Annotated in this window: 17 protein-coding genes; 7 read left to right on the forward strand and 10 right to left on the reverse strand. The window is 45.2% G+C overall.

From position 1 onward, the window contains the following. Positions 1 to 171: 171 nt before the first annotated feature. The 3 genes from NAF19_RS16680 (at position 172) to NAF19_RS16690 (ending at position 6,988) form a co-directional block, all read left to right on the forward strand. Positions 172 to 3,795, forward strand: a complete 3,624-nt coding sequence (locus NAF19_RS16680; RefSeq protein WP_252791262.1) for a SusC/RagA family TonB-linked outer membrane protein — start codon at positions 172 to 174, stop codon at positions 3,793 to 3,795. 36 nt (positions 3,796 to 3,831) lie between these two features. Beyond that, on the forward strand, positions 3,832 to 5,445 hold the full coding sequence (locus NAF19_RS16685) for a SusD/RagB family nutrient-binding outer membrane lipoprotein (protein ID WP_252791264.1): 1,614 nt from the start codon (positions 3,832 to 3,834) through the stop codon (positions 5,443 to 5,445). 367 nt (positions 5,446 to 5,812) lie between these two features. Continuing rightward, a complete protein-coding gene (locus tag NAF19_RS16690; RefSeq protein ID WP_252791265.1) occupies positions 5,813 to 6,988 on the forward strand; it encodes a hypothetical protein in 1,176 nt (391 codons plus the stop codon). A 286-nt stretch (positions 6,989 to 7,274) separates the two neighbouring features. On the opposite strand, the gene NAF19_RS16695 is transcribed toward NAF19_RS16690, so the two are convergent. From NAF19_RS16695 to NAF19_RS16720, 6 genes are all read right to left on the reverse strand, one after another. Further along, on the reverse strand, positions 7,275 to 8,426 hold the full coding sequence (locus NAF19_RS16695) for an NAD(P)/FAD-dependent oxidoreductase (RefSeq protein WP_252791267.1): 1,152 nt from the start codon (positions 8,424 to 8,426) through the stop codon (positions 7,275 to 7,277). Between the two features lie 24 nt (positions 8,427 to 8,450). Next, positions 8,451 to 11,717 carry a LodA/GoxA family CTQ-dependent oxidase gene (locus NAF19_RS16700; RefSeq protein ID WP_252791268.1) on the reverse strand — a complete coding sequence of 1,089 codons (3,267 nt, stop codon included), beginning with the start codon at positions 11,715 to 11,717 and terminating at the stop codon, positions 8,451 to 8,453. Between the two features lie 385 nt (positions 11,718 to 12,102). Then, on the reverse strand, positions 12,103 to 13,644 hold the full coding sequence (locus NAF19_RS16705) for an FAD-dependent monooxygenase (protein ID WP_252791269.1): 1,542 nt from the start codon (positions 13,642 to 13,644) through the stop codon (positions 12,103 to 12,105). Positions 13,645 to 13,685: 41 nt separating this feature from the next. Continuing rightward, entirely contained in the window at positions 13,686 to 14,504 is an 819-nt protein-coding gene (locus tag NAF19_RS16710) for a helix-turn-helix domain-containing protein (protein WP_252791271.1), read from the reverse strand. Positions 14,505 to 14,651: 147 nt separating this feature from the next. Continuing rightward, positions 14,652 to 14,945 carry a hypothetical protein gene (locus NAF19_RS16715; protein WP_252791272.1) on the reverse strand — a complete coding sequence of 98 codons (294 nt, stop codon included), beginning with the start codon at positions 14,943 to 14,945 and terminating at the stop codon, positions 14,652 to 14,654. A gap of 26 nt (positions 14,946 to 14,971) precedes the next feature. Then, entirely contained in the window at positions 14,972 to 15,472 is a 501-nt protein-coding gene (locus NAF19_RS16720; RefSeq protein WP_252791274.1) for a VOC family protein, read from the reverse strand. A 198-nt stretch (positions 15,473 to 15,670) separates the two neighbouring features. Here NAF19_RS16720 and NAF19_RS16725 point away from each other — a divergent pair, with 198 nt between their 5' ends. Then, on the forward strand, positions 15,671 to 16,768 hold the full coding sequence (locus NAF19_RS16725) for a nickel-binding protein (protein WP_252791275.1): 1,098 nt from the start codon (positions 15,671 to 15,673) through the stop codon (positions 16,766 to 16,768). A gap of 145 nt (positions 16,769 to 16,913) precedes the next feature. Then, on the forward strand, positions 16,914 to 17,303 hold the full coding sequence (locus NAF19_RS16730) for a DUF4242 domain-containing protein (protein WP_252791277.1): 390 nt from the start codon (positions 16,914 to 16,916) through the stop codon (positions 17,301 to 17,303). 87 nt (positions 17,304 to 17,390) lie between these two features. Here NAF19_RS16730 and NAF19_RS16735 read toward each other — a convergent pair whose 3' ends face one another. From NAF19_RS16735 to NAF19_RS16745, 3 genes are all read right to left on the reverse strand, one after another. Further along, entirely contained in the window at positions 17,391 to 17,897 is a 507-nt protein-coding gene (locus NAF19_RS16735; protein ID WP_252791279.1) for an OsmC family protein, read from the reverse strand. 77 nt (positions 17,898 to 17,974) lie between these two features. Then, positions 17,975 to 18,481, reverse strand: a complete 507-nt coding sequence (locus NAF19_RS16740) for a CAP family protein (RefSeq protein ID WP_252791280.1) — start codon at positions 18,479 to 18,481, stop codon at positions 17,975 to 17,977. Between the two features lie 468 nt (positions 18,482 to 18,949). Then, positions 18,950 to 19,945, reverse strand: coding sequence for an MBL fold metallo-hydrolase (locus NAF19_RS16745; RefSeq protein ID WP_252791281.1), 996 nt, complete (start codon positions 19,943 to 19,945; stop codon positions 18,950 to 18,952). 191 nt (positions 19,946 to 20,136) lie between these two features. Here NAF19_RS16745 and NAF19_RS16750 point away from each other — a divergent pair, with 191 nt between their 5' ends. Continuing rightward, entirely contained in the window at positions 20,137 to 20,739 is a 603-nt protein-coding gene (locus NAF19_RS16750) for a peroxiredoxin (RefSeq protein ID WP_252791282.1), read from the forward strand. A 515-nt stretch (positions 20,740 to 21,254) separates the two neighbouring features. Here the strand turns inward: NAF19_RS16750 and NAF19_RS16755 are convergent. Further along, entirely contained in the window at positions 21,255 to 22,076 is an 822-nt protein-coding gene (locus tag NAF19_RS16755; protein ID WP_252791284.1) for a hypothetical protein, read from the reverse strand. Positions 22,077 to 22,783: 707 nt separating this feature from the next. Between NAF19_RS16755 and NAF19_RS16760 the strand changes: the two genes are divergently transcribed. Next, positions 22,784 to 22,972, forward strand: coding sequence for a hypothetical protein (locus NAF19_RS16760; RefSeq protein ID WP_252791286.1), 189 nt, complete (start codon positions 22,784 to 22,786; stop codon positions 22,970 to 22,972). The last annotated feature ends 10 nt before the right edge of the window (positions 22,973 to 22,982 follow it).

Consider the following 22,982-nt stretch of genomic DNA (forward strand, 5'->3'; position numbering starts at 1 on the left):
TTGCCAGCAAAAAAGCCGAAAGTGTTCGAGCACTTCCGGCAGTCCGGCTGGGAAAATTAAATGATATTTTGCTACTCATTATCTAACCCAAAACCAAACAAATGTATGGAAATTTCTACTATTTATCCGTTGCGGTGTAACTACCCACGGCTTAAAAAGCTCATGTTGGTTATGAAACTAACTATTACCCTAATTATTGCAGCGTGTCTTCATCTAAGTGCAAGTACTTTCGGCCAGAACATAACGATAGCCGAGAAAAACACGAAGCTCGAGAAAGTCCTCAGTCAAATTGAGAAACAAAGTGGCTATACTTTTTGGTATAACACCGAACTGATCAAAAAGTCGCCCAAAATTTCACTGGACGTAAAAAATGCTACACTAGACCAGGCCTTAACCTTGTGCCTTAAAAACTTACCGTTAACCTATGCAATTGTTCAAAACACAATTGTGATTAAGGCGAAGCAGGTCAATAGTCTCATCGCTGTTACGGAGCAGGTTGCGCCGGCAAAAATCACCGGGACGGTTTTAGACGAGAAAGGCAATCCCTTACCCGGGGCCTCAGTAAAAGTAAAAGGAACAAATGCCGGTACTATTACCGATGTAAATGGTGCATTTAACATCGATGTGCAGGATAATGGTGTTTTGGTTATAAGCTACATTGGCTATAAAACCAAGGAGGTAAAAGTAACAGGTAACCAACCAATAACTATTTCACTTGCACCGGGGGACGGATTGAATGAAGTGGTGGTAACAGCACTCGGCATAAAGCGCGAAGCAAGGTCACTTGGATATTCTGATCAAAAAGTTTCCGGTGCAGACATCATCAAGGCTGATCCGCCAAATATTTCCGAAGGCCTTATCGGAAAGGTTTCAGGTTTAAATATTTCTATGCCAAATGGCGTGGAAGGTAGCTCAAGCCGCATCGTTATCCGTGGTAACAACAATTTACTGGGTAACAACCAGCCATTAATTGTGGTAGATGGAGTAATGATTGATAATGAAACTATTTTGCCCGGTGGTGTTAACCTGAGTACACAAAACCTGTTGGGACAAAATAATGATGTTAGTCAAAATCAACCTGTGGATTATGGCTCTTTTTTGAATACTGTAAATGCAAACGATTTAGAAAGTATTAACGTACTGAAAGGCCCAACAGCAGCAGCTTTATATGGTGCAAGAGGCGCTAATGGTGTGGTTTTGATTACTACAAAAAAAGGCTCTAAACAAAAAGGCCTGGGCTTATCATATAATTTTACCGACCGCTGGAACGACCCGTACCGCTTTGTGAAATTACAGGACGAATACGGCAGCGGTATGACGCAGGCCCTATATTCGGCCGATGCCCCGTTTTTGAAAGATGCCAATGGTAATAACAGGCAATTTAATGAAAACGACCAATACGGTCAGGATTATGGTAATATTCCCGGTGGAGGTGCTTTTTATAATTATATCGGCTTCCCGGGCGATGGCGCTTCCTGGGGCCCTAAAATGTCGGGCCAGCCATTAGTTTGGTGGGATGGCGTTACAAGGCCTTATACCGGTAATTCCAATATTTTTAAAAGCTATTATAAAACAGGCCAAACAAGAACACACAATTTGTCTTTTTCGGGTGGTGGTGATATAGGTACGCTACGCGTTTCTTATACGCGTACTGATAATGATGCGATAACTTATAACAGCAATTCAGCTCAAAATGCATTTAACATCGGGTCTTCTATCAACGTAAGTAACAAGGTAAAAGTAGAGGCAACGGTAAGCTATACAAATGTGAGCCGGTTAAATGCCCCCAATATTTACGGTGAGCCGAATGGTGTGGGATATATTACCACCTATGGATTGCCTGCCGACTATAAGCCACTGGAAAGAGGATTAACCTTTAACCCGGATGGATCGCAAAACCAGTTGGTGCTTAACAATGCCCCATACCCGAGCCAGGGTGTGCAAAATTACTGGTGGAACACACTTGAAAATAACACCACGTTTACCCAAAACCAACTGATAGGTTCGGTGAGGTTAATTGCCGACATTCTTCCCTGGTTAAATGCTACCGCACATACAGGTATTAATTATTATACCAACCAGTTTGAAACCAAAAATACACCAACTGATGTAACAGGTTTAAAGGGTAAGTATTCAAACGATTTGTCGACTGTGAAAACGATAAACACGGATGCATTGCTTACAGCGCATAAGAAAGATTTGTTTAAAGATATTGATGGCAGCATCAGTGTGGGCGCGAGTAATTACCACAATCAGTTGTATGATATATCGGCCTACAACAATGGTCCGTTTGCAGTACCGTTTTTGTATAACCTGCTTAACTATACCGGTAATAATATATATAAGCCAAACGAAAACAGGCTGGAGAGCGAAATCAATTCAGTGTACGGCCTCGTGAACTTGTCGTATAAAAAATACTTGTTTTTAGAGGTTACCGAAAGAAACGACTGGTCATCTACCTTGCCTGCATCAAACAGGTCATTTTCATATCCTTCGGCAAGTTTGAGCTTTGTATTTACCGATGCATTTAAAATGGATGCGGTAAAAAACTGGTTAAGCTTCGGAAAGATACGCGTTGCAGATGCGTCAAGTGCAAACGGAACAGTACCTTACCAAACCAGCTTTAATTATAACCAATCCACATTTGGTGGACAATCGGCACTTACATTTCCAACCGTATTGCCGACACACGTTAACCCGCAAACTTCCCATTCAATTGAAATTGGAACAGAGCTTGGGTTTTTTGATAACAGGGTAGACGTAAACGTAAGTTATTACAATATCAACTCCTATAACCAGATATTGCCAATTAACGTTGCCAATTCTTCGGGCGCGCCAAATATCACTATCAATACAGGGTCGCTGCAAAACAGGGGTATCGAGTTTACCATAAACGCTAAAGCAATAGCTTCAAAAAACTTTAGCTGGGATATTGGTTTAAACGGTGCGCACAACAGCAATAAAGTCGTTTCACTTTCTCCTGGTGTCGACCAGATTCCGCTGGGCACTTGGTTCGGCGGTAATGGCGTTAACATGAACGCCCACGTGGGTGATCAATACGGTACCATTTACGGTTACGACTATAAATATTTAAATGGCCAGAAAGTAGTTAATTTGATTTATGGTGATGGTACCAATACCGGCAACGGCCCTGTAATTGGTGCACAATATGCCACTACGCCCAACTATGTAAAAATAGGCAATGCGACGCCTACACTTACCGGCGGCTTATCCAATACTTTCCAATATAAAAATTTCAGTCTTTATGTGCTTGCCGACTTTAAAATTGGCGGACAGATATGGTCGGCAGATTATTCCTCTTTTATGGGCCAGGGCCAGGCGCCCGAAACCCTCGTGGAGCGTAACGGTGGCGGCTTGCCAATCACTTATCCCGATGGAACCAAAGGGAATAATGGTGTAATACTGCCTGGTGTTACTCCTAATGGCCAACCCAACACTGCTGTAGTAAATTCGTGGTGGAAATATGCTGGCAATTACCAGTCGTGGAGCAACATACCTATGGTAAGAAGCAATGGCATATTTACCAACAGCTGGGCTAAAATGCGCGAGGTGAACCTTTCCTACAGGGTGCCTGAAAGTATCATCAAACACACCAAAATATTGCAGGGCTTAACGCTTTCATTAATAGGCCGTGATTTGTTTTACATCTTCACAAAGCTGCCTGACAACATGAATCCTGAAAGTTTAGCCGGTACGGGTAACGTACAGGGTATTCAATGGAATCAATTGCCCGGTGTAAGGTCTTTCGCCTTCTCTATAAAATCTAATTTTTAATAAAGGAATTTACTTATCAACTTAATAATAATTGATATGAATCGTAAAAGAAATATATTGAAAAAGATGGGTTTTATCATGATGCTTGTTGCAGTTAGTTCCTGTACCAAAAAATTTGATACCATCAATACGCCGCCATTTGGCTCACCAACTGCCAACGTGCAGCAGCTATTTACCGGCTTCGAATCGAATATGCAATTGGGCGATCCCCAGGTTAGCTATAATAGCTGGGTATATCCTATTACCCAACAAGGTATTGTGTATACCAAAGCCGATTATGTATACGGTACCGACGGCAATGAAAACTGGGTTTCGTTTTATAACAACCTGTCGAATTACAACGCCATGATGGGCGTTATCGCTGCCAGTAAAGACCCTGCTATCTACACTAATGTAACAGCCATGGTAAAAGTGCTGAGAGCATACCAGGCAATTAAATTGTCAAACATGTTTGGCGCTATTCCTTATTCGGAAGCAGCAAAGGGCGTTAATTACAGCGCAAGCAACCAGGGTGTATTGAAGCCTAAATATGATAGCCAGCAAGCAGTATATCTTTCCTGCCTGGCCGATCTTAAATGGGCTGTTGATCATTTAAGCACCACAGACGCAACCCAGTACAACATGGGAAATGCCGATGTATTGCTGCTGAACAATATAACCCAATGGATTGAATTTGCAAATTCCCTACGCCTGCGCGTGGCACTAACTATGTATGATAAAGACCAGGCAGATGCCGCGTCACAGGTTACCGAAGCGTTGAGTAAACCTTTGCTTGATGCAGACAATACCAACGTTGGTTTATATCCAGGTACCAACGTGCCTAATATGGACCTCCAGGCGAGGCAATACTCTTTCGGCACTGAATGCAGGCTGCGTATGGGCACCACCATGTGGCAATTAATGAGCAGTACCAATGCCACCGATGGCAGCGGTATATTTGACCCAAGGTGCAGCATATTTTTTGAGCCGAACAATGCAGGGCAATGGAACCCGTTCCCTCAAAATCCGACTGCAGCCACTGCGGCTGAATTCGGATCGCCTTATAACTCGTTGAGGGATAATGATTGGTCGAATAAAAATGGCAACCCGCCAACTACTAACACATATGCAAACTTTAACTACTACTGGGCCAGGGACGTAAACATTCCGGAATTGTTTATGACAGCCGCCGAAGTGCATTTTTTGAAAGCAGAAGCTTACCTGCGGGGAATAGGGACTGCTGCAAACCCGGTAACCGCCCAGTCCGAATATAATGCCGGTGCAACAGCCTCCATTAACTTTTGGACTACACAGGCAATGACCTCAACTGTATGGGTACAAAACAAACCTACAGGTTTGCCAAATGCGGCTGCTTTTCTGGCTAACCCCACAGTGGTTTTTGATGCAGCAAACTCAGCCCACGCGTTAAAACAAATTTATGCGCAGGAGTGGATTGACATGTTCCGCCAGCCATGGGAAGCATGGACGCTGATGAAAAGGACCGGCCAAACACCTGCTGATCCTAATAACGCTTCAGGATATACTACAACCTATGGCAGCTATAACCGGTACCAATACCCCAGCAGTGAGCAAACCTACAATTTTGCTAACTGGCAGGCGGCAACAGGCGGCAGCGACCTGATCAGTACCAAAGTATGGATAGCGAAATAAGAAATCGGTAATAGATTGACTTTTTTACCTGTCAATTTTTTTCGGAATTAATTAAATAAAAAACCAGCCCGGGAATTTTCCCGGGCTGGTTTTTTTATGGGCCTATCCGCATTATTGGCACAGGCCTGCGACCTGTGCTGGTGAGTTGCGACCCTTTGGGCCTTTTGTGATTATTGTTCAATTTAATGATGACGTTTTCAAATGGTGACCTCAAACAAGGTAGTAATCGAGAAATACCCAGCCCTGAAAGGGCGGCACCTGCCAGTGCGGGTCGCAGGCCTGCGCTAAATGCCATTGCCGGGTTTAGTGATTTAAGCGCTTGTTTTTTTAAACAATTTAGCTAAATTTATTTCAAATAAACCTTGTCGTGAAAAAACCAATCCTAATCCCGCTCCTGGCGCTGTTCAGTTTAAATTTGATGGCACAAACGCCTGCAATAAAACCTGATACTGTAATTGATGCTCACCTCGATGGCAACAAAAAAGAAAAATCCGCAGCAATAAGCGATATTCTTGTTGTAAGCATTGCGCATGTAAATGGGCTTTTAGCCACGCAAAATGGTGTAAAACAAGTGAGGCTGTTTATCAATAGCATCGAAATAGAAGGCTCGGTACCTGTTGGCTGGTATTTGCACGGAGACGGCGCCGAGCTTAAATTTTTGCTTAAACGCACTGATGTGAATAATAAAACATGGAACATGTTGCTCGGTTATCCTGCCATCGGCAGCCAGTTTTTCAGGTTGCCATTGAGTATCAGCATAGGCCTTACCGGGCAAAGCGCCCAGGCAACCAAAATTGATTCTTTCCAGTTTGTACGCATCGACCGGGGTTGGTTTTGGACATGCCTGGCCGTAATCCTCATCTATTTTGGGGTGCTGTTAAGATTTGCAACCGCGACACCCATGCTGCGTGATACCCCTGCGGACCTTACCCCGCTTGGCATTCCGGGCTTATCTGCCGGCAATGCACCTTACAGTCTTGGGAAGGTGCAGATGGCCTTTTGGTTTTCCATCGTTTTGGCTTCCTATATTTTTATCTGGTTGATAACTGACAATTATGAGCTGATAACCTCAGGCACCCTGGTGCTTATTGGTATAGGCGCTGGTACCGGGCTGGGTGCTGTAGGCATTAACAATAACAAGGCGGATAAGACGATAAAGCAGGTACAGGATTTACAGGCACAGCAGGCCGACCTACGGCAAGCGACCGATCTGTTGAAAGCAGCGCTGCCCGCTGCGGGGGTAGAGGCAAAGATTGGGTACAATAATTTCCTGGATTGCCAGCTGACATCAAATATCAACAATCTCATAGATGGCCTGAAAACAGGTAAAGAGAATTTTATCAGCGATATACTTACCGACGAGAACGGCGTGAGCTTTCACCGCCTGCAGATGGTAGTTTTTACAACGGTATTGGGTTTTGTTTTTCTGTATACCGCATACGCAACCCTGACTATGCCCGATTTTTCGGCAACGTTACTCACCATGCAGGGAATTACGGCTGGAACTTATCTTGGGTTTAAGATACCGGAGAAGCAGGGGTGACGGGTGGATAATTGCCAAAAAACGTTGCTGTTCACAGTGAAACATATAGAACAGGGTGGAACAGCAAATAGTCAATACCTATTGGTAAAAAGTGCATTTACAATGCGATATGCTGGCTTTTACTTTAAAACCCACCACCAAAAATGTAAAAAGTGCTGACAAAACAGTGTCAGCATGCCATCGTTTTTAATGCCGAACTTTGCAGTTTTACGGATACATGTTGGTTGAAGTTTGCCGTAGGAATGTCGCCAACGTTGGTAAGGAACGGGCGGGTTTACGCGCTATACTAATCATCGTGCCTCCTCTTCCAAAACACCGACTCTTTCCAACGCATTTCCTGGCGGTAAAAGGTTTTTTTGTGGTTGATATAATGGCTCCAAATTTGGTCGATCTGGTAGGTATAAGCATTTTGGAATTGGACCATGTTTTTTGAACCGGGGTTTTCTATCAGCCCGAACACTATCAGCATCTCTGCGAGTTGCATAGCACCGGCCATTGCATTAAACATCCCCTGTGAAGATAGCGGGTCGAAACTTATGGCGGCATCGCCCAATGCGGCCCACTGCTGTCCGGCAACCTGGTTTAGGCGCGTTGAATTGGCAGCGACAGTTTGGTGAAATTCAATGCCGCCCTGGTTGTGTTCAATGATTTTCGCCACTTCGCTATTGGCTTGCGCGAGCTTAATAAATTGGCTTACATTTTTTATTTCCCGGCGGTCGATTAAGTCCGAATCGGTTTGCAGGGCAAGCACCCGCTTGTTATTGGGTAAGGGCGCGCTATACCACCATCCCAGTTCGCTCGCTGAAATTGTACTCATTTTATTTTGCTCAAAATCGGGCAACGTGGCCCAACAAGCAATCAGTTTATCGAAGTGCTGGCGCTGAACACCTGATTTTCTCGCAAAATGAGATTGCCGGCCACTTGCATCAATTACAAATTTTGCCCTGTAACAGTAGTCGTTAGATTTTGATGCTTCACCAACGGGTTCAGCAGTGATATGCCAATAAAGGTTTTCATAATGTGCGTCATGTAATTTAGCCGGCCAAACGCAATTTACGCCCCTTTTTAAAGCGGCTTTACGCAGATAGGTTTCAAAGCCCCGGCGATCTAAATGCCAGCCAAAGCCATCCGGGTTTCGCAAATGGTCTACAATTTGGACTTGCTCTTTCCCCCAGTAAGATCGTGTCCCGATATTTTTCAGATGTGGGCTTTGCCCGCCAGGCGGAACGGCACTTTCCAAACCATCCAATAAATCGAGCCGTCTGAGTATCCTGCGGGCGGCCGGGGGCAGGCATTCTCCAATTCGCTCAACAGGCTGGTCCAGCTTATCAATCAGCACCACATGATACGATTCGGCGAGGGCGATGGCGGCAATACAGCCAGCCACACCCCCGCCAATAATCACAACATCAACATCGTTGTTTATTTCGGTATTCATAAAAATTGCGGGTATGCCCCGTTTTTATTTAGGTATGTACCTCGAGAATCGGTTTTGTTTCTCCGTTACACCAATATTCCCCCCTGTAGCTATGTGATGTTTCATGGCTAACGGTTTCGCCGCTTTTGGTGCCTTGGAACCTAATAAGGTCAGCAGTTTTTGAACGGTCGGCGTCAACTTGAAATCTTCGCTCAGTTCCTGCTCAACCAATGAAATTAAGTTACTTTTTGCACTGGTTATTAAGCCTTGTTCGTTCAGCAAATCCTTGTGCGATAGATCACTGACAGCGGTATGCAAAAGATGCTGTAAATTTTTGCCAAGCGATTTTTTACTGTTTAATATACCTTCCAGTTCTTTCAGCGCCGCTGTAAGCAATGCAGCTTCCTGTTTTGCATTTGGTGTTATACCCACCTGCATTTTTGGCGGAAAGTTCGGATCGTTGGGCACCCCCGGACGGGGTTGAACCACAGCAAGTTTGTCAAAGTACTTCACCATGCTGTTAATCTGGTTCGTGTAATTAGGGTCTTCTCCGTCCAGCGGCAAATCATCAAGCCATTCTTTACGGTAAGCAAATGCCTGTTTACGGGTTTCTTCCGATAAGGCCGGGTCTATTGATTCTTTATAACGTTCTTCACTTAAGATATTATTAGGCACCCTGGCCGGCCAGAATGTTGGGAGGTACGGATCGTAGGCAGACGTATATCCATCCCGGCAACTCGCCGTGTCCGTTTGCCACGGAATGGCCATCCATCGTGTAATGGCACCGGCAACTTGTCCGCCCAGTAAAGGGCCCTTTGCCAAAGTAAATACATCGCTGTTCATAACCAGCCCGTAATAAGACGAATTTACAGGCGGTGTTTTCGGGGCATGTTTAAGCCGGAAGGCCGACATATACATACCGACAGTCCGCATTGGCCAGGTCATTTCACATCCCGGGTGGAAGGCGTCTGCCAGGCAAAATTCCATCGCTGCTCTCGTAAGCATATCCGGTTGCTCGGCTACAGGTAATTTATCAATGGTAACGGGTTCCGGAACATGGGGGCAACCGGTCATGTCCACAAAGTCTGCGTCAAAGTCGCCTTTAACCCATTGATCAATAAATTCAAGTTGCAATTGGGATAATGTTGAGTGTTGCCGTACCGACCCCATGGAAGGGATACTGATAGCGTCGCCATACATCCATGGCCACAATTGCGGCGCCTCCGCGCCCGAAACTTCGTACCGACGGAAGTTATTTGAGATTGTACGCCGCATCTCCATATTGGCAGGGGATGGATCGTTTAATTTCACCATCCATTTTGCCGTTGTATAATCAAATTGACCACCCCAGCCAAAAGCTGCCCCGAACCCGGCATTAACCCATTGAAGGTTCGTCATTCGCTGAAAAATAGGCAGGATATCTTTTGTAAAAGAAGGCCGGGCCGGCCGGTGAAGCATTCCGGCGTTAATCGCAACATCTCTCATTAAATCCCACATGGTGCGAACGGACTTCTGCATAGGTGCATAATCAGGTGGTGCGCAAATTACCCACGCAGGGTCAACCTTAAGCTTAACGCCGTTGTACTCAACCTCGGCAGTAACGGGGCCATCAGAAATGTCGTCATACCACCCTTCATTATTTGCGAAGGTAATAGCAATATCTCCGTCAATGTTTTTTGATACCCCGTGGCCACCCAGCATAATCAGGCGTCCCTTTTCATCGGTACGCATCTCCCCGAGATAAACGGTCTCTTCCTGGAACTTGCCCACAAAAGGATGCCCGCTATCAACATTCGGCTGGCTGATCAGCTGGTTCCCCCCATCGATAATAAGCGAATTCCTGTCGGCAACATTAATATTTCGTAACATAGACGGCGGAGCGGTGGCGGCATCCGGAATATCCAGGGCCATTTGAAATTGATACCACGATGACTTTTGGTTTGCTAAATGAGCATGCCAAACAATTTTAGCGTTATCGGCAGTCAATTCCTTAATTGCTTTCCCCGCGGCATTAAATCCGTAAATCCTAAATTGGGCGGCCTGGCGCTTTAGGGCCCCGGTTTGGTCCCTGTAAGCATAGTCGTCCATTTTTTGTTCAGGCTCCGTAACCAGTGGTCCGATAAAATATTCTTCATCGCTATTCCCAACCCGCATCACTCCGATAGGAGGGTATATCCCCGCCGTAACAATGCAGTCGCTGTTTTCATCCGTATTTCCTTCAAATGGCACGTTGATTATAAGAGGTTCCTGTAGTTGCTGGCCGTTTGCCTGGTGGCGGGCTTCAGAGCTTGCAGCATAAACTTCTTTACGGGTTTGGGCAATCGACCCAAGCGGTTCATGCTGAGGCAATGTCCTCCAGATATTAAACGCCAGGATACTTCCAAATTCAGCCTGCCCTATGGCACAGATATCCTGTTTTGGGAATTCCAGTTCGGCAATACATATATAAGGGCTTTCTTCCACGCTCCATACATCCTGGGCATCATTAAGGGGCATGGTTGCATCATTTGTGCGCAGTTGTATCTCAAATCGAAACCTTGCAGCCTTGCTGCGCAGCCGTTGTTGTAAATCAAGGGCCAGGTAATTGTTATCATTAAAAGGCGTTCCACGATCCTCATCTTCCGGAACCAGGCGGTATTTAACAATATTCTCCTCACCCAATTTAAAAGGAAGAATTGCCCAATAGCCTGCGCTTAAACAACTCGCTTCAACTTTTGTCATCGCGTTTAGAATATTCGAGAGTTTCGGATGCTTATTGATGTAAGAATCGTAGTCGTGGTCAATTACGCCGGCGGTTGTAAAGCTGCACATCTGCTGCGCGTCGCGGGCAAAAAAGCGGTCGATGTTTTGGAAGATAAAATCTGCGTTAGTGCCATCGCCGAATAATTTGGGGCCTTCAACACCAAATAATTTGAGGCCGAGTCCCAGTGTGGAGTGCAAGTCGGGCGATGTTGGGGTGGTATCACTCGAAAAACGTACGGCACATTCGTAAGCGTCACCGGCAAAAATTCCAACCTTAAATTCGGGCCTAATATCTTTTTTTATCCTGAACGTGCCGTAAGCGATGCCATGTTGCTTACGGAAAACCGCCCGTTCAGCAGGCTTTTGCCCATTTTCGATTTTTGTTTTTTGCCCCATTTCAACAAACATCTCTTTGAGGCGCTGGGTAACAATTTTTATATCACCATCGCTGTCCCAACAGGTAACATCATTTGCCGTGGATCCGCTGTTTGCAGCTTTAACTTTATGCTTGTCTGATGCACCGGCGTCCGGCGTACTGGTCTTTTTGGGGTTGTTTGATTTTTCAGTCATGTGATTGCTTATTTAGTTTAGGGTTTATAATTTGTGTACAAGGTTTTCAGTCAAAAATATATGCACGCGGATCGCCTGTTTAATGCCAGCTGGGGTTATTAAAAATGTAAATCATGGTCTTGTTTTAAAAGACAACTTCCGGCCGTTTAGAACTTAATTTATCATAAAGGAGCATAAAAATTACACCAGCCTGAGTTGATATTTATAAGAAATAAAATGCGCGAAATTTGTGATTTATGTGATTTTTAAGGTTTAGATTTTACTTTATAAATGTAGAAAAATTATTGACAAGAACAATGCTGCAAATTAAATTCCCTGAAGAAAACGTTTAGACTTGCGGCTAATGGTCCCGTTCGGTTAACTGTTCTCGTTTATCGCCTCAATTTCAAACAAACCATCGATCGGCAGCCTTTTGGAGGTCACTTAAGTCAGGATCGTTGTTAGCAGCCCAGGCGATAATCCCATCCGGGCGTATCAGTAACACACTCAGACCTAATTGTTCTTTCGCTGGGCGGGAAACATATTTGAATTGGTCGCCATATTCGCCTGCCAAAGCTTTTATTGATTCGTTCCTGTCAAAATCAAGCAGTACGCCCCGGCCATCTTGCATTAACCTGCCAATTGTCGTACCGTCTACCAATTCAAAGTTGGGGACGCTACGCCCTGCTAAAGGGTGATCGCTATCGAGATTGTACTGCATGTTAATACCCCATACCCGCCCAGCAAAATAGGTAGCGCCATCGTGGGTATCCATAATGTCGCGCACAATCGCATGAAGCGCGCGGGCAGCAGGGGCGGGATTCATAATCTCAACCTGGGCGCGCGACCAATCCAACACCTGTTCACCAATTGGGTATCTTTCGGTATAATAACTGTCCAGCAAGCCTTCCGGTGCTTTGTTTTGGATGGTTGCGGCAAGCTTCCAGCCCAGGTTCATGGCGTCGCCCAGCCCTAGGTTAAGCCCCTGGCCGCCCAGCGGCGAGTGAATGTGCGCGGCATCGCCGGCTAAAAGTGTCCGCCCGTTGCGGTAGGTTGTGGCTTGCCGTGCCCGATCAGTCCATGTGGTGGCGATATGCAGGGCACTGATCGTGACATCGGTGTCGGAGACGCGGTGCAGCACTTCTCGCAAGTGTTTAAGCGTAACAGGCTTTTCCGAATTATGAAATGCCCCGCCATCAAAATCCTGTATCACCAGGTAACCCGGCTGCGATTGCAGGTACATGCCCGTCGGTGTCATATTCCGGCCTGGCCTGAGCTTCTCCGGGTCGGCAATGTCAACCTTAGCAGTGTAGCCGGTAAATTCCGGCTCCGTACCCACAAATTCAAAGCCGCCCGCCTTGCGAACAAAGCTACGGGCTCCATCGCAACCTGCCAGCCATTTGCCTTTAAAGGATTGGTCGCCCGATTGAACAGTTACGCCGTCCCCGGTTTGATGAAAGCCGGTAATGGCAACCCCGCGTTTTATTTCTACGCCTAGGGATTCTGCACGGCGGGCCAGTATTGTTTCAAGCTCCTCCATTTCAGAAATTAGGCTGGTGTCGGTTGAGCCTGGTAAACGATATGTCCACTGTGATCGGTCGATATCGCCATCATGAAATGGGATGCCGGCGAAATGCCCAACCTGGCGACGTGATCCTTGTCCTGCATTTTGGTGGGGGCTTTTAAGGCGTTTATGTATCTCCAGTTCTTTCAGCAAATCACGACGGTCAAGCGCTTCGATGGTAGGCACAGAGAGCCCCCGTATACCGAACGGAAGCTGCTTCAACGGCGAACGCGGGTTCTCCGCATTTTCCAGTACAAGTACTGAACATTTTGCCAGCGCCAGCTCGCAGGCCAGCAACAGCCCTACCGGGCCAGCGCCGGATATGATGACATCGTAAATTGGATTATTTTGTGCGGATTTATTAGTTTCAAGTGTGGCTTTCATATTGAATTATTGAAAGCGCAAAATTCCGATATGCTACTGGGTTAGGCTTGTACAAACGCGACAAAATCGCTGCTTACCGCCGGTTTTCCTTTCTTTGCCTTTCGCGCGAATGCGGCCGGCGTACTGCCGCTGTAGCGTTTGAATTCCCTGCTGAGGTGTGATTGGTCGGTATAGCCCAGCTCATGGGCCAGGCCGGCAAGGTTACAATCCGGATGATGCCATAACCGGTTTCGCACCTGCTCAAAGCGTATAAGGCCCGACACATCTTTAACCGTATAGCCGGAAGATTGCTTGAATTTCCTTTCCAAGGTACGGACCGTGGCGTGCGCTGCCTCCGCTACCCGGCTTACCGGCATGGCGCCGTTTGCTTCGCGCATTGCCACTCCCGCTTTGAACAGCACACTGCGGTTAGCTACCCCCGACCGCGTATCCAGGAAATACTGTTTTACCACATCCAGCGCTTCATCTATCCTGCCGCCTTGAACGCACTCATTTAACACGGGTTGAAGCCGGGCGATAGGGTGCTCAAATATGCGCACACCGTCTTTGCCGGGCTGCAGTCCCAGCAAATCAAATACAGTCCAGGGAAAGCACCTTATACTTATAATTTCCAGGCGCTTTTTGGTGTAAAAAATAGCAGGCTGATTGAGCAGCCCCATCATAAATGGCGATGGCAATGACTGCAAGGTTCCATTTTCAGAAAAGCTAAGGGCGCTTCCGAAATAAAAAATTATTTCAGCATAACCGTCTGGTTGTACTTCAAAACTTGATTCCTGTTCCCCGGTGTCTCTTTTGTTGTGCCAAAAGCACTTTATAGTATCCTGTAGCTCTTCAGGAGGGGTAAATTCTTGGTGCTGCATTTTGGCGGATTCAATTAATTTAGATCAGAAACAGCAACAAAATGATATTTATCGCGCCCTTTATGTCCGTTCATTAAGCTTTTAAATCTTAGAACCAAATCATATTGATTTTTGATTTTCCCGTTGTAAATTACCGATCCTCCATGTCTATTCACAGTTGAAAAAATAAATTTTTTTGGCGGTAACTTTGTAGCTACCCGATGGAATATCATCCTTACTTAAATTGAACCATGTTTTTAAATCATCCGGGGTTCCGTCTGATGTTACACTGATAACTCTGCCGCTGGCATAAAATCTAAGGTAATGATGGTCTGAATCATTTTCGTGTTTGTCGGCTTTAGCTTGATAAAACCCATCAAAGCGGATTTTTGGATCACGGGGTGTGTGCCCTTTAACTAAAGAAGTTACCGTCAGCAATAAAAAGATTAGTGCACATCTCATTTCAGGCTTTAAAGTCTTAGTTGGTTTTATTTCGTCGTTATAGTTCCCATTTTCGCATATTCTACATCATTTGCTTCCCACAATTCTATCTTGTTGCCTTCCGGATCCATCAGGTGCACAAAACTGCCGTAACTGGCTTTTTCTACCGAGTCCGTGGTCATTATACCTGCGGCTTTCAGCTTCACCAAAAGTTGAGCCAGCCCCTCCACCCGGTAATTAATCATGAATTGCTTTTCTGAGGGCTGGAAGTATTTGGTGGTTTCCTTAAACGGCGCCCATAATGTGAACCCTTTTTTTGTGCTGTCGGTACCCTGGTGCCATTCAAAGTTGGTGCCGCTTTGCACCATGCGCATGCCCAGGTTTTTCTCATACCATGTTTTTAACGCAGCCGGATCTTTAGCTTTAAAAAAGATGCCTCCGATGCCGGTTACCCGCGGGCCGGTGTTTGGCGGAGATGTTATGCTCCTGAAACCATAACCCAGCAGAAATGCAACCAGCAAAAATAACGCGAGGATTAACTTTTTCATGATATATTGATTTAAGGCTTAAATATAATCATTTCATTTTTTATGAATTTAGCTTATGCAAACCATTTTCGTATTCAAAGGCGGGAACGGAATAGCATGCTAACTCTCCCAATTTGCAGGATATCAATACATTAATTCTTACTGATTCGTACCCAACGCAAAAAAATCTTAAATTTAGCCCTGTTTTAATGCATTGCTATGCCGATATTCATGGATGTTCATATTGTTCCGGGCGTAAAAGCAAAAGACGTTGCTGAAGCGCACCGTTTGGACTTGTTTCACCAGCACGAACATGGCTGCAACTGCATGACCTATTGGATTGACGAGGCCCGCGAAAGTATTTTCTGTCTTATTGAGGCGCCGGATAAAGATGCAGTGGTCGAAATGCATAGCAAAGCACATGGCCTTACCCCCAATAAAATTATTGAAGTGGATAGCAGCCTGGTTGAAGCTTTCCTGGGGCGTATCTACGACCCTTCCGATGCAGCGGTCACAAATGAAGGTTTAAAAGTTTTTGCCGACCCTTCTTTCAGGATATTATTGGTTACAAAAATGATTGATCCTGTTTTGCTGAAACATCAATTTGGAGATGAGAAAGCAGGCGAATTGTTGAGCGCGCATTCCACCATTATCCGGAAAAATATTTCGCAATACGGTGGACGTGAAGTTGAACATGAAGGAAGCGGTTTTGTTGTGTCATTTTCTTCAGCTTCCAAAGCGGTGGCGTGTGCGTTGTCGATCCGCAAGGAAATGCCGGATTCCATTTCAAAACCAATTGATTTGAGGTTAGCGGTAAACGCCGGCGAGCCGGTTGAGCACAGCGACCACCTGTTTGGAGAAACCATCCAATTCGCCTCAAACATGTGCCGTATTGCAAAAGACGGAAAGATCGCCCTTGCATCAGCCGTAAAAGAATTGATTGCGGATGACCTTTTCCAGGCGGATCGAAAGTATTTCCTGAACCTTTTGCCGCAGGATGAGCATTTATTGAAATTATTGTTCAGCAAGCTGGAAGAGAACTGGCAGGACGCGGATTTTAATATTTCGGACTACTGCACGGCAACTGCCATGAGCGCTTCACAATTGTATCGGAAAACCGTAGCCCTTACAAGCTTGCCGCCCAATTCGCTTGTACAGGATTTCAGGCTGCATAAAGCAAAAGAACTGATGCGGAAACGGAATTACAATATTGCGCAGGTAACTTTCGATTCAGGCTTTACCAGCGCTTCTTATTTCACCAAGTGTTTTAAAAAGAAATACGGGCTCCTGCCCAACACTTACCTCGAGCTACTTTAATTGAGCAACCCCCTCTGCTTAAATTTTACCACTTATTGACGGATTTGTTTCATACAGATTGCCATTTATTGAATGATTTGTTATAGCCCCCGCTTTTTGCCGGCAATATCTTTGATTATTCATTAATACTTAAATCATTCATGTTATGAAACACATCAAAAACAACATCCTCGTTCTTGCCATCGTCCTGTTCAGCAGCATCACCGCCATGGCACAAACAACCAAAACAGACACTTTATCAAAACCAAATTCAGCAAAAATGAAAACTTATTTGATCGAACGCGACATCCCTAACGCAGGGAAATTAACCCCAGAACAGTTAAAGGCTATTTCACAAAAATCATGCAGTGTGCTGCAAAACATGGGCCCCAAAATTCAATGGTTACAGAGCTATGTAACCGGCGACAAAATTTTCTGTGTTTACAAAGCAGAGAACGAGGACCTCATTCGCGAACATGCTAAAGAGGGAGGCTTTCCTGCCAATGTGATTACTGAAATTAACACAACCATAAGCCCTGCAACAGCTAAAGAGTAAAGTTTGTTGCTTGCATTTCGCTCGCTTTAGCCCCTCTCCTTTGGAGAGGGGTTTGGGGTGAGGCTACCGCTAGCCCTGCACTGGTTTTTATTTTATATGATATTCGGTATTAACTTCCACCCCTTTGGCAAGGGTTTGATATACCACGCAATACCTTTCGGTTAGTTTTTTGAGGGCTGTTATTTGCTCTTCGCCGGCATCGGTATCCAGGTCAAATTCCATGCGGATGGTTTTAAAGCCGATAGGGGCCTCTTTACTCACGCCTAACGTGCCCCTGAAATCCAGGTCGCCTTCTGCCCGCACGGTCCCGCTTTTTATGTTCACTTCAATGGCTGTTGCCACTGCCTGCAGGGTGACGCCCGCGCAGGCGACCAGTGCTTCCAATAGCATGTCGCCCGAGCATGCAAGCATACCTGTGCCGCCCGTGGCGGGATGCAGCCCTGCTTCCACAATAGCTTTGCCGGTTTCCACTTTACACGAAATACCTTCGCCGATCTTTCCCTCTGCTTTTAAGGTGATGATTGCCGACTCCGGCTGCTCACGATATTTATCCTTGAGCGGAGCCTGCAGGTTTTTGAGTTCTGTTACATTCATAATTACAAGTTTAATAAAAAACCAGTAAGCTGCATTGTAAAATATGCCAGGCTACGCCAGCGTCAATTTTTGTCAACCTATTTTTCATAAGGAAACTCCCCGATATAGTTACCCGCAGGGGCATAGTTGGCCACCACGTAGATGTCGCCATTTGAGGCAATTGCCACGCCCAGGCCAACCTGGGTTGTGTTTTTCCAGATCATTTGGGTATAGTGGCCCACCCCGCCGCTGCCGGTGAACTTACCATATTTATAATCTTTTATTTCGCTGTACCAGCTCAAAGAGGCATCCATAGGGGTGTAGCTGCCGGAGCCCATAAAAATATTCTCGCCGTTTTGGTTATTTGGCCGGTGCGAAAAGGTATTAGTGCTGGCCAGGTGATCGGCCCATTGCTGGGCGTAGGCTGAAAGTTCTTTACTCCAGGTAAGGGCAGGTACGCCAACTTCTTTTCGTACCAGGTTATGGTGGTCCAATACCTTTTGGGCATCGGCGGAAGATATTTTGGAGCCGGTGGTGTCTATTTTGCTTTGGGAGTAGGACAGGGTTGAGATCAAGAGGAAAGCTATGACGATGAGTTTGTTCATGGGGAATGTTTTTTTGAAGTTTTGTAATAAAGATAGTGATTTTGGGGCTGATGGCAACGTGAGAAATTTTAAGTGGCAATTAGTTTTTTTCGCAAAGCGTTCCATTTTTACACGCGGAACACCCCGAACGCTGTGAAACATGCTGATTATCAGTGTATTCAATTTTGGTCGGATATAAATAGTTGATAATCAAGCGTTACAATTTCTGTTTTCGCCCGTTCGGGTATCGATGCTTCGACGCAGCCAAGTGTGAGAGTTCCATTTTTGCACGCGGAACACCCCGAACGTTTGTGAAACATACTGATTATCAATGACTTTATTTTATGGCAATCACGATGAATACTGTGGCTTGCAAAAAAGGGTGTCATGCTGAGGTTCTCGAAGCATGAGCGCAGTGGCCTATACAACATGCTTAGCACGCGGACTGACATGCCAGGCTGAATATTGTGGCCCATATCCACAAGCGGGTCATGGTTTTTTACTCAATACCAACTGCGGCATAAACCTTTGACCAATTTGATAGGAAAATTTGCCAAAATCAAATACAAGCGTATTGTCTTCTCCCGGTACCCCTTTTTGCGCCCCCGATGCTATCTGGTTGAAAACCGCTGCCGCTTTAATTACCAGGGCCGGATCTGCGATTGGCAGATTATGTGCAGGTAATACACGTTTTGCCATAGCGGCAAAGTGCGACATAATGTTTATGCTTTTTTTATAGGCTTTCAAATCTGTGCTATCGCCCGACAGTAAAATAGGGCCCTCATAAAAGCTGTCGCCGCACCAAAAATAGCCGGCTTGTTTATCATAAAGGCAAATCGCGTCGGGCGTATGCCCGGGTGTGGCTATCACCTGTAATTTTCGTGAACCAAGGTCTATCATATAGCCGTCACTAATAAACCTGGAAACTTTAAAGGGCTTGATATAATAATGAGCGGTATCTGCACGGGGCAGCCGGGACAAGCAAAATGAAGCCGGGCGTACTTCCCATTTTACGTCCTGGTGCTGGTATCCCCTGGCCGAGTTGATGCGCGTGTAGTTGGCATTCATAGCCAAAACATGGCCGAACTCGCTGTTGCCGCCGATATGGTCAGGGTGGGTATGCGAATTAAGCACCGTTACGGGTAGTTTGGTCAGTTCCTTTACCACAAGCGATATCGAGTCGAGCCCCATGCCGGTATCGAACAGCAAGGCTTTATCTTTACCTAAAATCAGGTAGCCAATGGTTTCCTCCCAATTATAGGGTTCGTCAATGGCGTAGGTGTTGTGCCCAACGTTGTAAACCTTAAACCAGGGCCTCGATGTTTTGATCTCGGCTAATTTTTCAAGTCCGCGCCGCAGGGGGCGGTCGCACCAGCTTTCGGCAGGCGGTGCTTTGTGGCTAAATATATTAAAGCTGAACGCCGGAAGAATGAAAATCAAAAGCGTGATTATGACCAGGGGATGGTAAGTGTTTTTAGTCGTCATAGCTACCAAATATAATATTTTATACGGCTGTTTAATTATTTCAATGCCTTAACTTTCTCATTTTGAACTTTCTTTTGGCCTGCCCGAGCCAGGGGGGTACCACAGTAAAATTTTGATGACATATGAGTTAATTCTCTGCAAACTATTGTAGATTTGATAACAACACCATCATTCTGTCAAAACCATCCGCCATGTTCAAGAAATATTATTGCTTATCTTTTTTAGTTTTCAGCTTTTCACTCCTGGTAGCCCGGTCTGGTTTTGCCCAATCGGCAATGTTGTCAAAAGGAGATGCAGCGCCCGTATTTACCGCCCAGGCCAGCCTGGCCGGTAGTGCCTTTGATTTTAAATTAAAAACAGCCCTTGCTAAAGGGCCCGTGGTGATTTATTTCTATCCTTCTGCCTATACCGGCGGGTGTGATGCGGAAGCACATGCCTTCGCCGAACTCAGTGATAAATTTACCGCGGCCGGAGCTACCATTATCGGTGTATCCGCAGACGATATCCAGCGGCTGAATTCATTTTCTTCCGATCCGAATTACTGTGCAGGCAAGTTCGCCGTCGCTTCAGACGCCGACGGCAAAATTGCAGCATCATACGGCCTGACAATGGGAGCGGCAAAGGTCGGAATCAAAGACGTGCGCGGTATGGATCTTACACACGGTTTTATCCCGCGGACCACTTTTGTCATTGATAAAAGTGGTAAAGTTGTAGCTGTCTTTTCCTCACAAACCGATCACATTTCAGCTACCGACCATGTTGAAAAGTCGCTGGCAATTGTAAAAGGGCTATAATCAATTCATTAAGTTAAGTTTTTTAGCCCGCTTTGGGGTTAAGACGCATTGCTTTCCGGCAAAGCGTTCCATTTTTCTGCCCGGAACACCCGGGAATACTGTGGAACATCCTGATTATCAGCGGTATTTAGTTTTAGCTGTTTATAATATATTGATAGTCAGCGTATTAATTGGGGGTTTACAGGCAGGGTTAACAGTATACCCGGCACAATGGTAATTTGCTGATATCCAAAACATTATGAAAATACAAGGCTTTACACCTGTAAACCCGCCGCTCCCGCAGGCGTTTCCTTTTTGCGCTGCCACCCCGATCTATCGGGGTAGCCCGCCGACAGGTTACAAAGCGAACGGTTGTCAACATGCTAATCAGCAATACTTGAAAATTACAAATTCAACATCATAAAAGTAGCCCGCCTTTTAACAAAGCGGGCTACTTTTATATTGCACCAGGGAGAGGAACCGAAAGTGACCCCAATATCTTGTTCGGCCGGTTCGCCTGTTATACTTTTTACCGGTTAAGCAGGTGTAACAACACCGGTAATCAAGTCGACTATGTAAGACGCTCCCGGTGTAAAGGTAACCTTAGCCTTATGTTTGCCTAAGTACACAATGGTGCCGTAATAGGTTGCAACCTGTTCTTGATAGTTTGTCTGCGGGCCATACAACTTAGTGGTTGTTTTGAAACTCGTGGTTCCGGTGGTAATGTCGGCCGCGCCTGAAGCAAAGTTTACTTTAAGGCCTACCAAATAATAAACCGAAGCTGTGGACATTGTTGAGGGCGCTTCAATATTCTTTGTTTCAACAAAAGCGCTTAGCGAACCATCCATAGAAACAAACTTATAGGTTTGGTCAAGCGCTTTCACCGCATAGTATTGCGTGATGGCGTAAGTATCAAAAACGAAAAAACTATGGTTTGCCACATTTACCAGGCTGTCGCGAACCTGGTACCCGTTAACCTGTCCTGCATCGCAGGTGAAAGTAAAATGAAGATTTTCGAAATGTGTTTTAATAGTATCCGTGATGGGGTTTGTACCGGTTTTTGTATTGTAGGTGGTATCGATAACGGTACCACATAAAGCAGGTATGCTGTTGAGCACCCTGTTGTTTCCGCCGGCATGGGTGATATAAGGTGAAGTTATACCTTTGTTTACATCGGCCCCGCCGTATTGCCCGGTAATCGACTTATAAAATTGCGTGCCTATAGTGCTGCTCAGCGTTTTGTAATCGATAGCATCTTTCGTGGTGTTGCCCGAAGGAACACCCTGCTTTTTACACGATGCGTAGAAAAACACGACAGCCGACAATACAAATAATGTGCGTAGAGATTTTAGTTTCATATCCAGGGTATTAAGGGGCTAATTTCCCCGTGCAATGGTAGTCAATTTAAAGCGCATTATTTAAAAAAAACGCTTTTCAGGGCTGTTAGCACAATATTCCACTAAAAAGTGCATTTATTTTTTAGCCAAGGCAATTACAAGTCATCTATGATGTTATGCGTTGCCACATTCCCGGCCGCATTCAAAAAAATGTGAGGATTATATGCCACTTCCAGCGGGTTGAAGAGCATTGCTCGCCGGCAAAGCGTTCCATTTTTCTGCACGGAACACCCGGGAATACTGTGGAACATGCTGATTATCAGCTGTATTTAGTTTTAGCTGTTTATAATATATTGATAGTCAGTGTATTAATTTAGGGTTTACAGGCAGGGTTAACAGTATACCCCGGTATAATGGTAATTTGCTGATATTCAAAATATTATAAAAATAATGGGGTTTACATCTGTAAACCCGCCGGGGGATTTGAGGCAACATCAATAAACACGTAAATTATTGCGTAAATTTGTTTTAAGTAGTTATTAAACTATGCCCGAAGTAACACGAAATATCGATCTCAAGACTTGTTTTCTAAGGCACAAAAAAATCAGGTTTTGAATACTTTGATTGCATAGCGTTTAGACATTTCAATGCGTCAGTGAAAAAGCTCGGATAAAGGTAGAAGTATAAAAGCTAGGGAATTGTTTATAAAAAATTTAATATCAAATAACATGGCAAATTTCGAAATCGCAATAATGGACAATGTAAATGTTCCAAAACTAATGGAAATATTAAATGGTTTAAACGCTTTAGGATGTCATATATCAATTAAAGGACCAAATTTTTTAATTGAATACGATGATAATCTGCAAGAAGATGTTACCGAATTTTTTGAAATGGATTATAAAAACAAACCTTAACTATTTTAGC

The sequence above is a fragment of the Mucilaginibacter flavidus genome (genome assembly GCF_024055575.1).
Classification (GTDB): Bacteria; Bacteroidota; Bacteroidia; order Sphingobacteriales; family Sphingobacteriaceae; genus Mucilaginibacter; species Mucilaginibacter flavidus.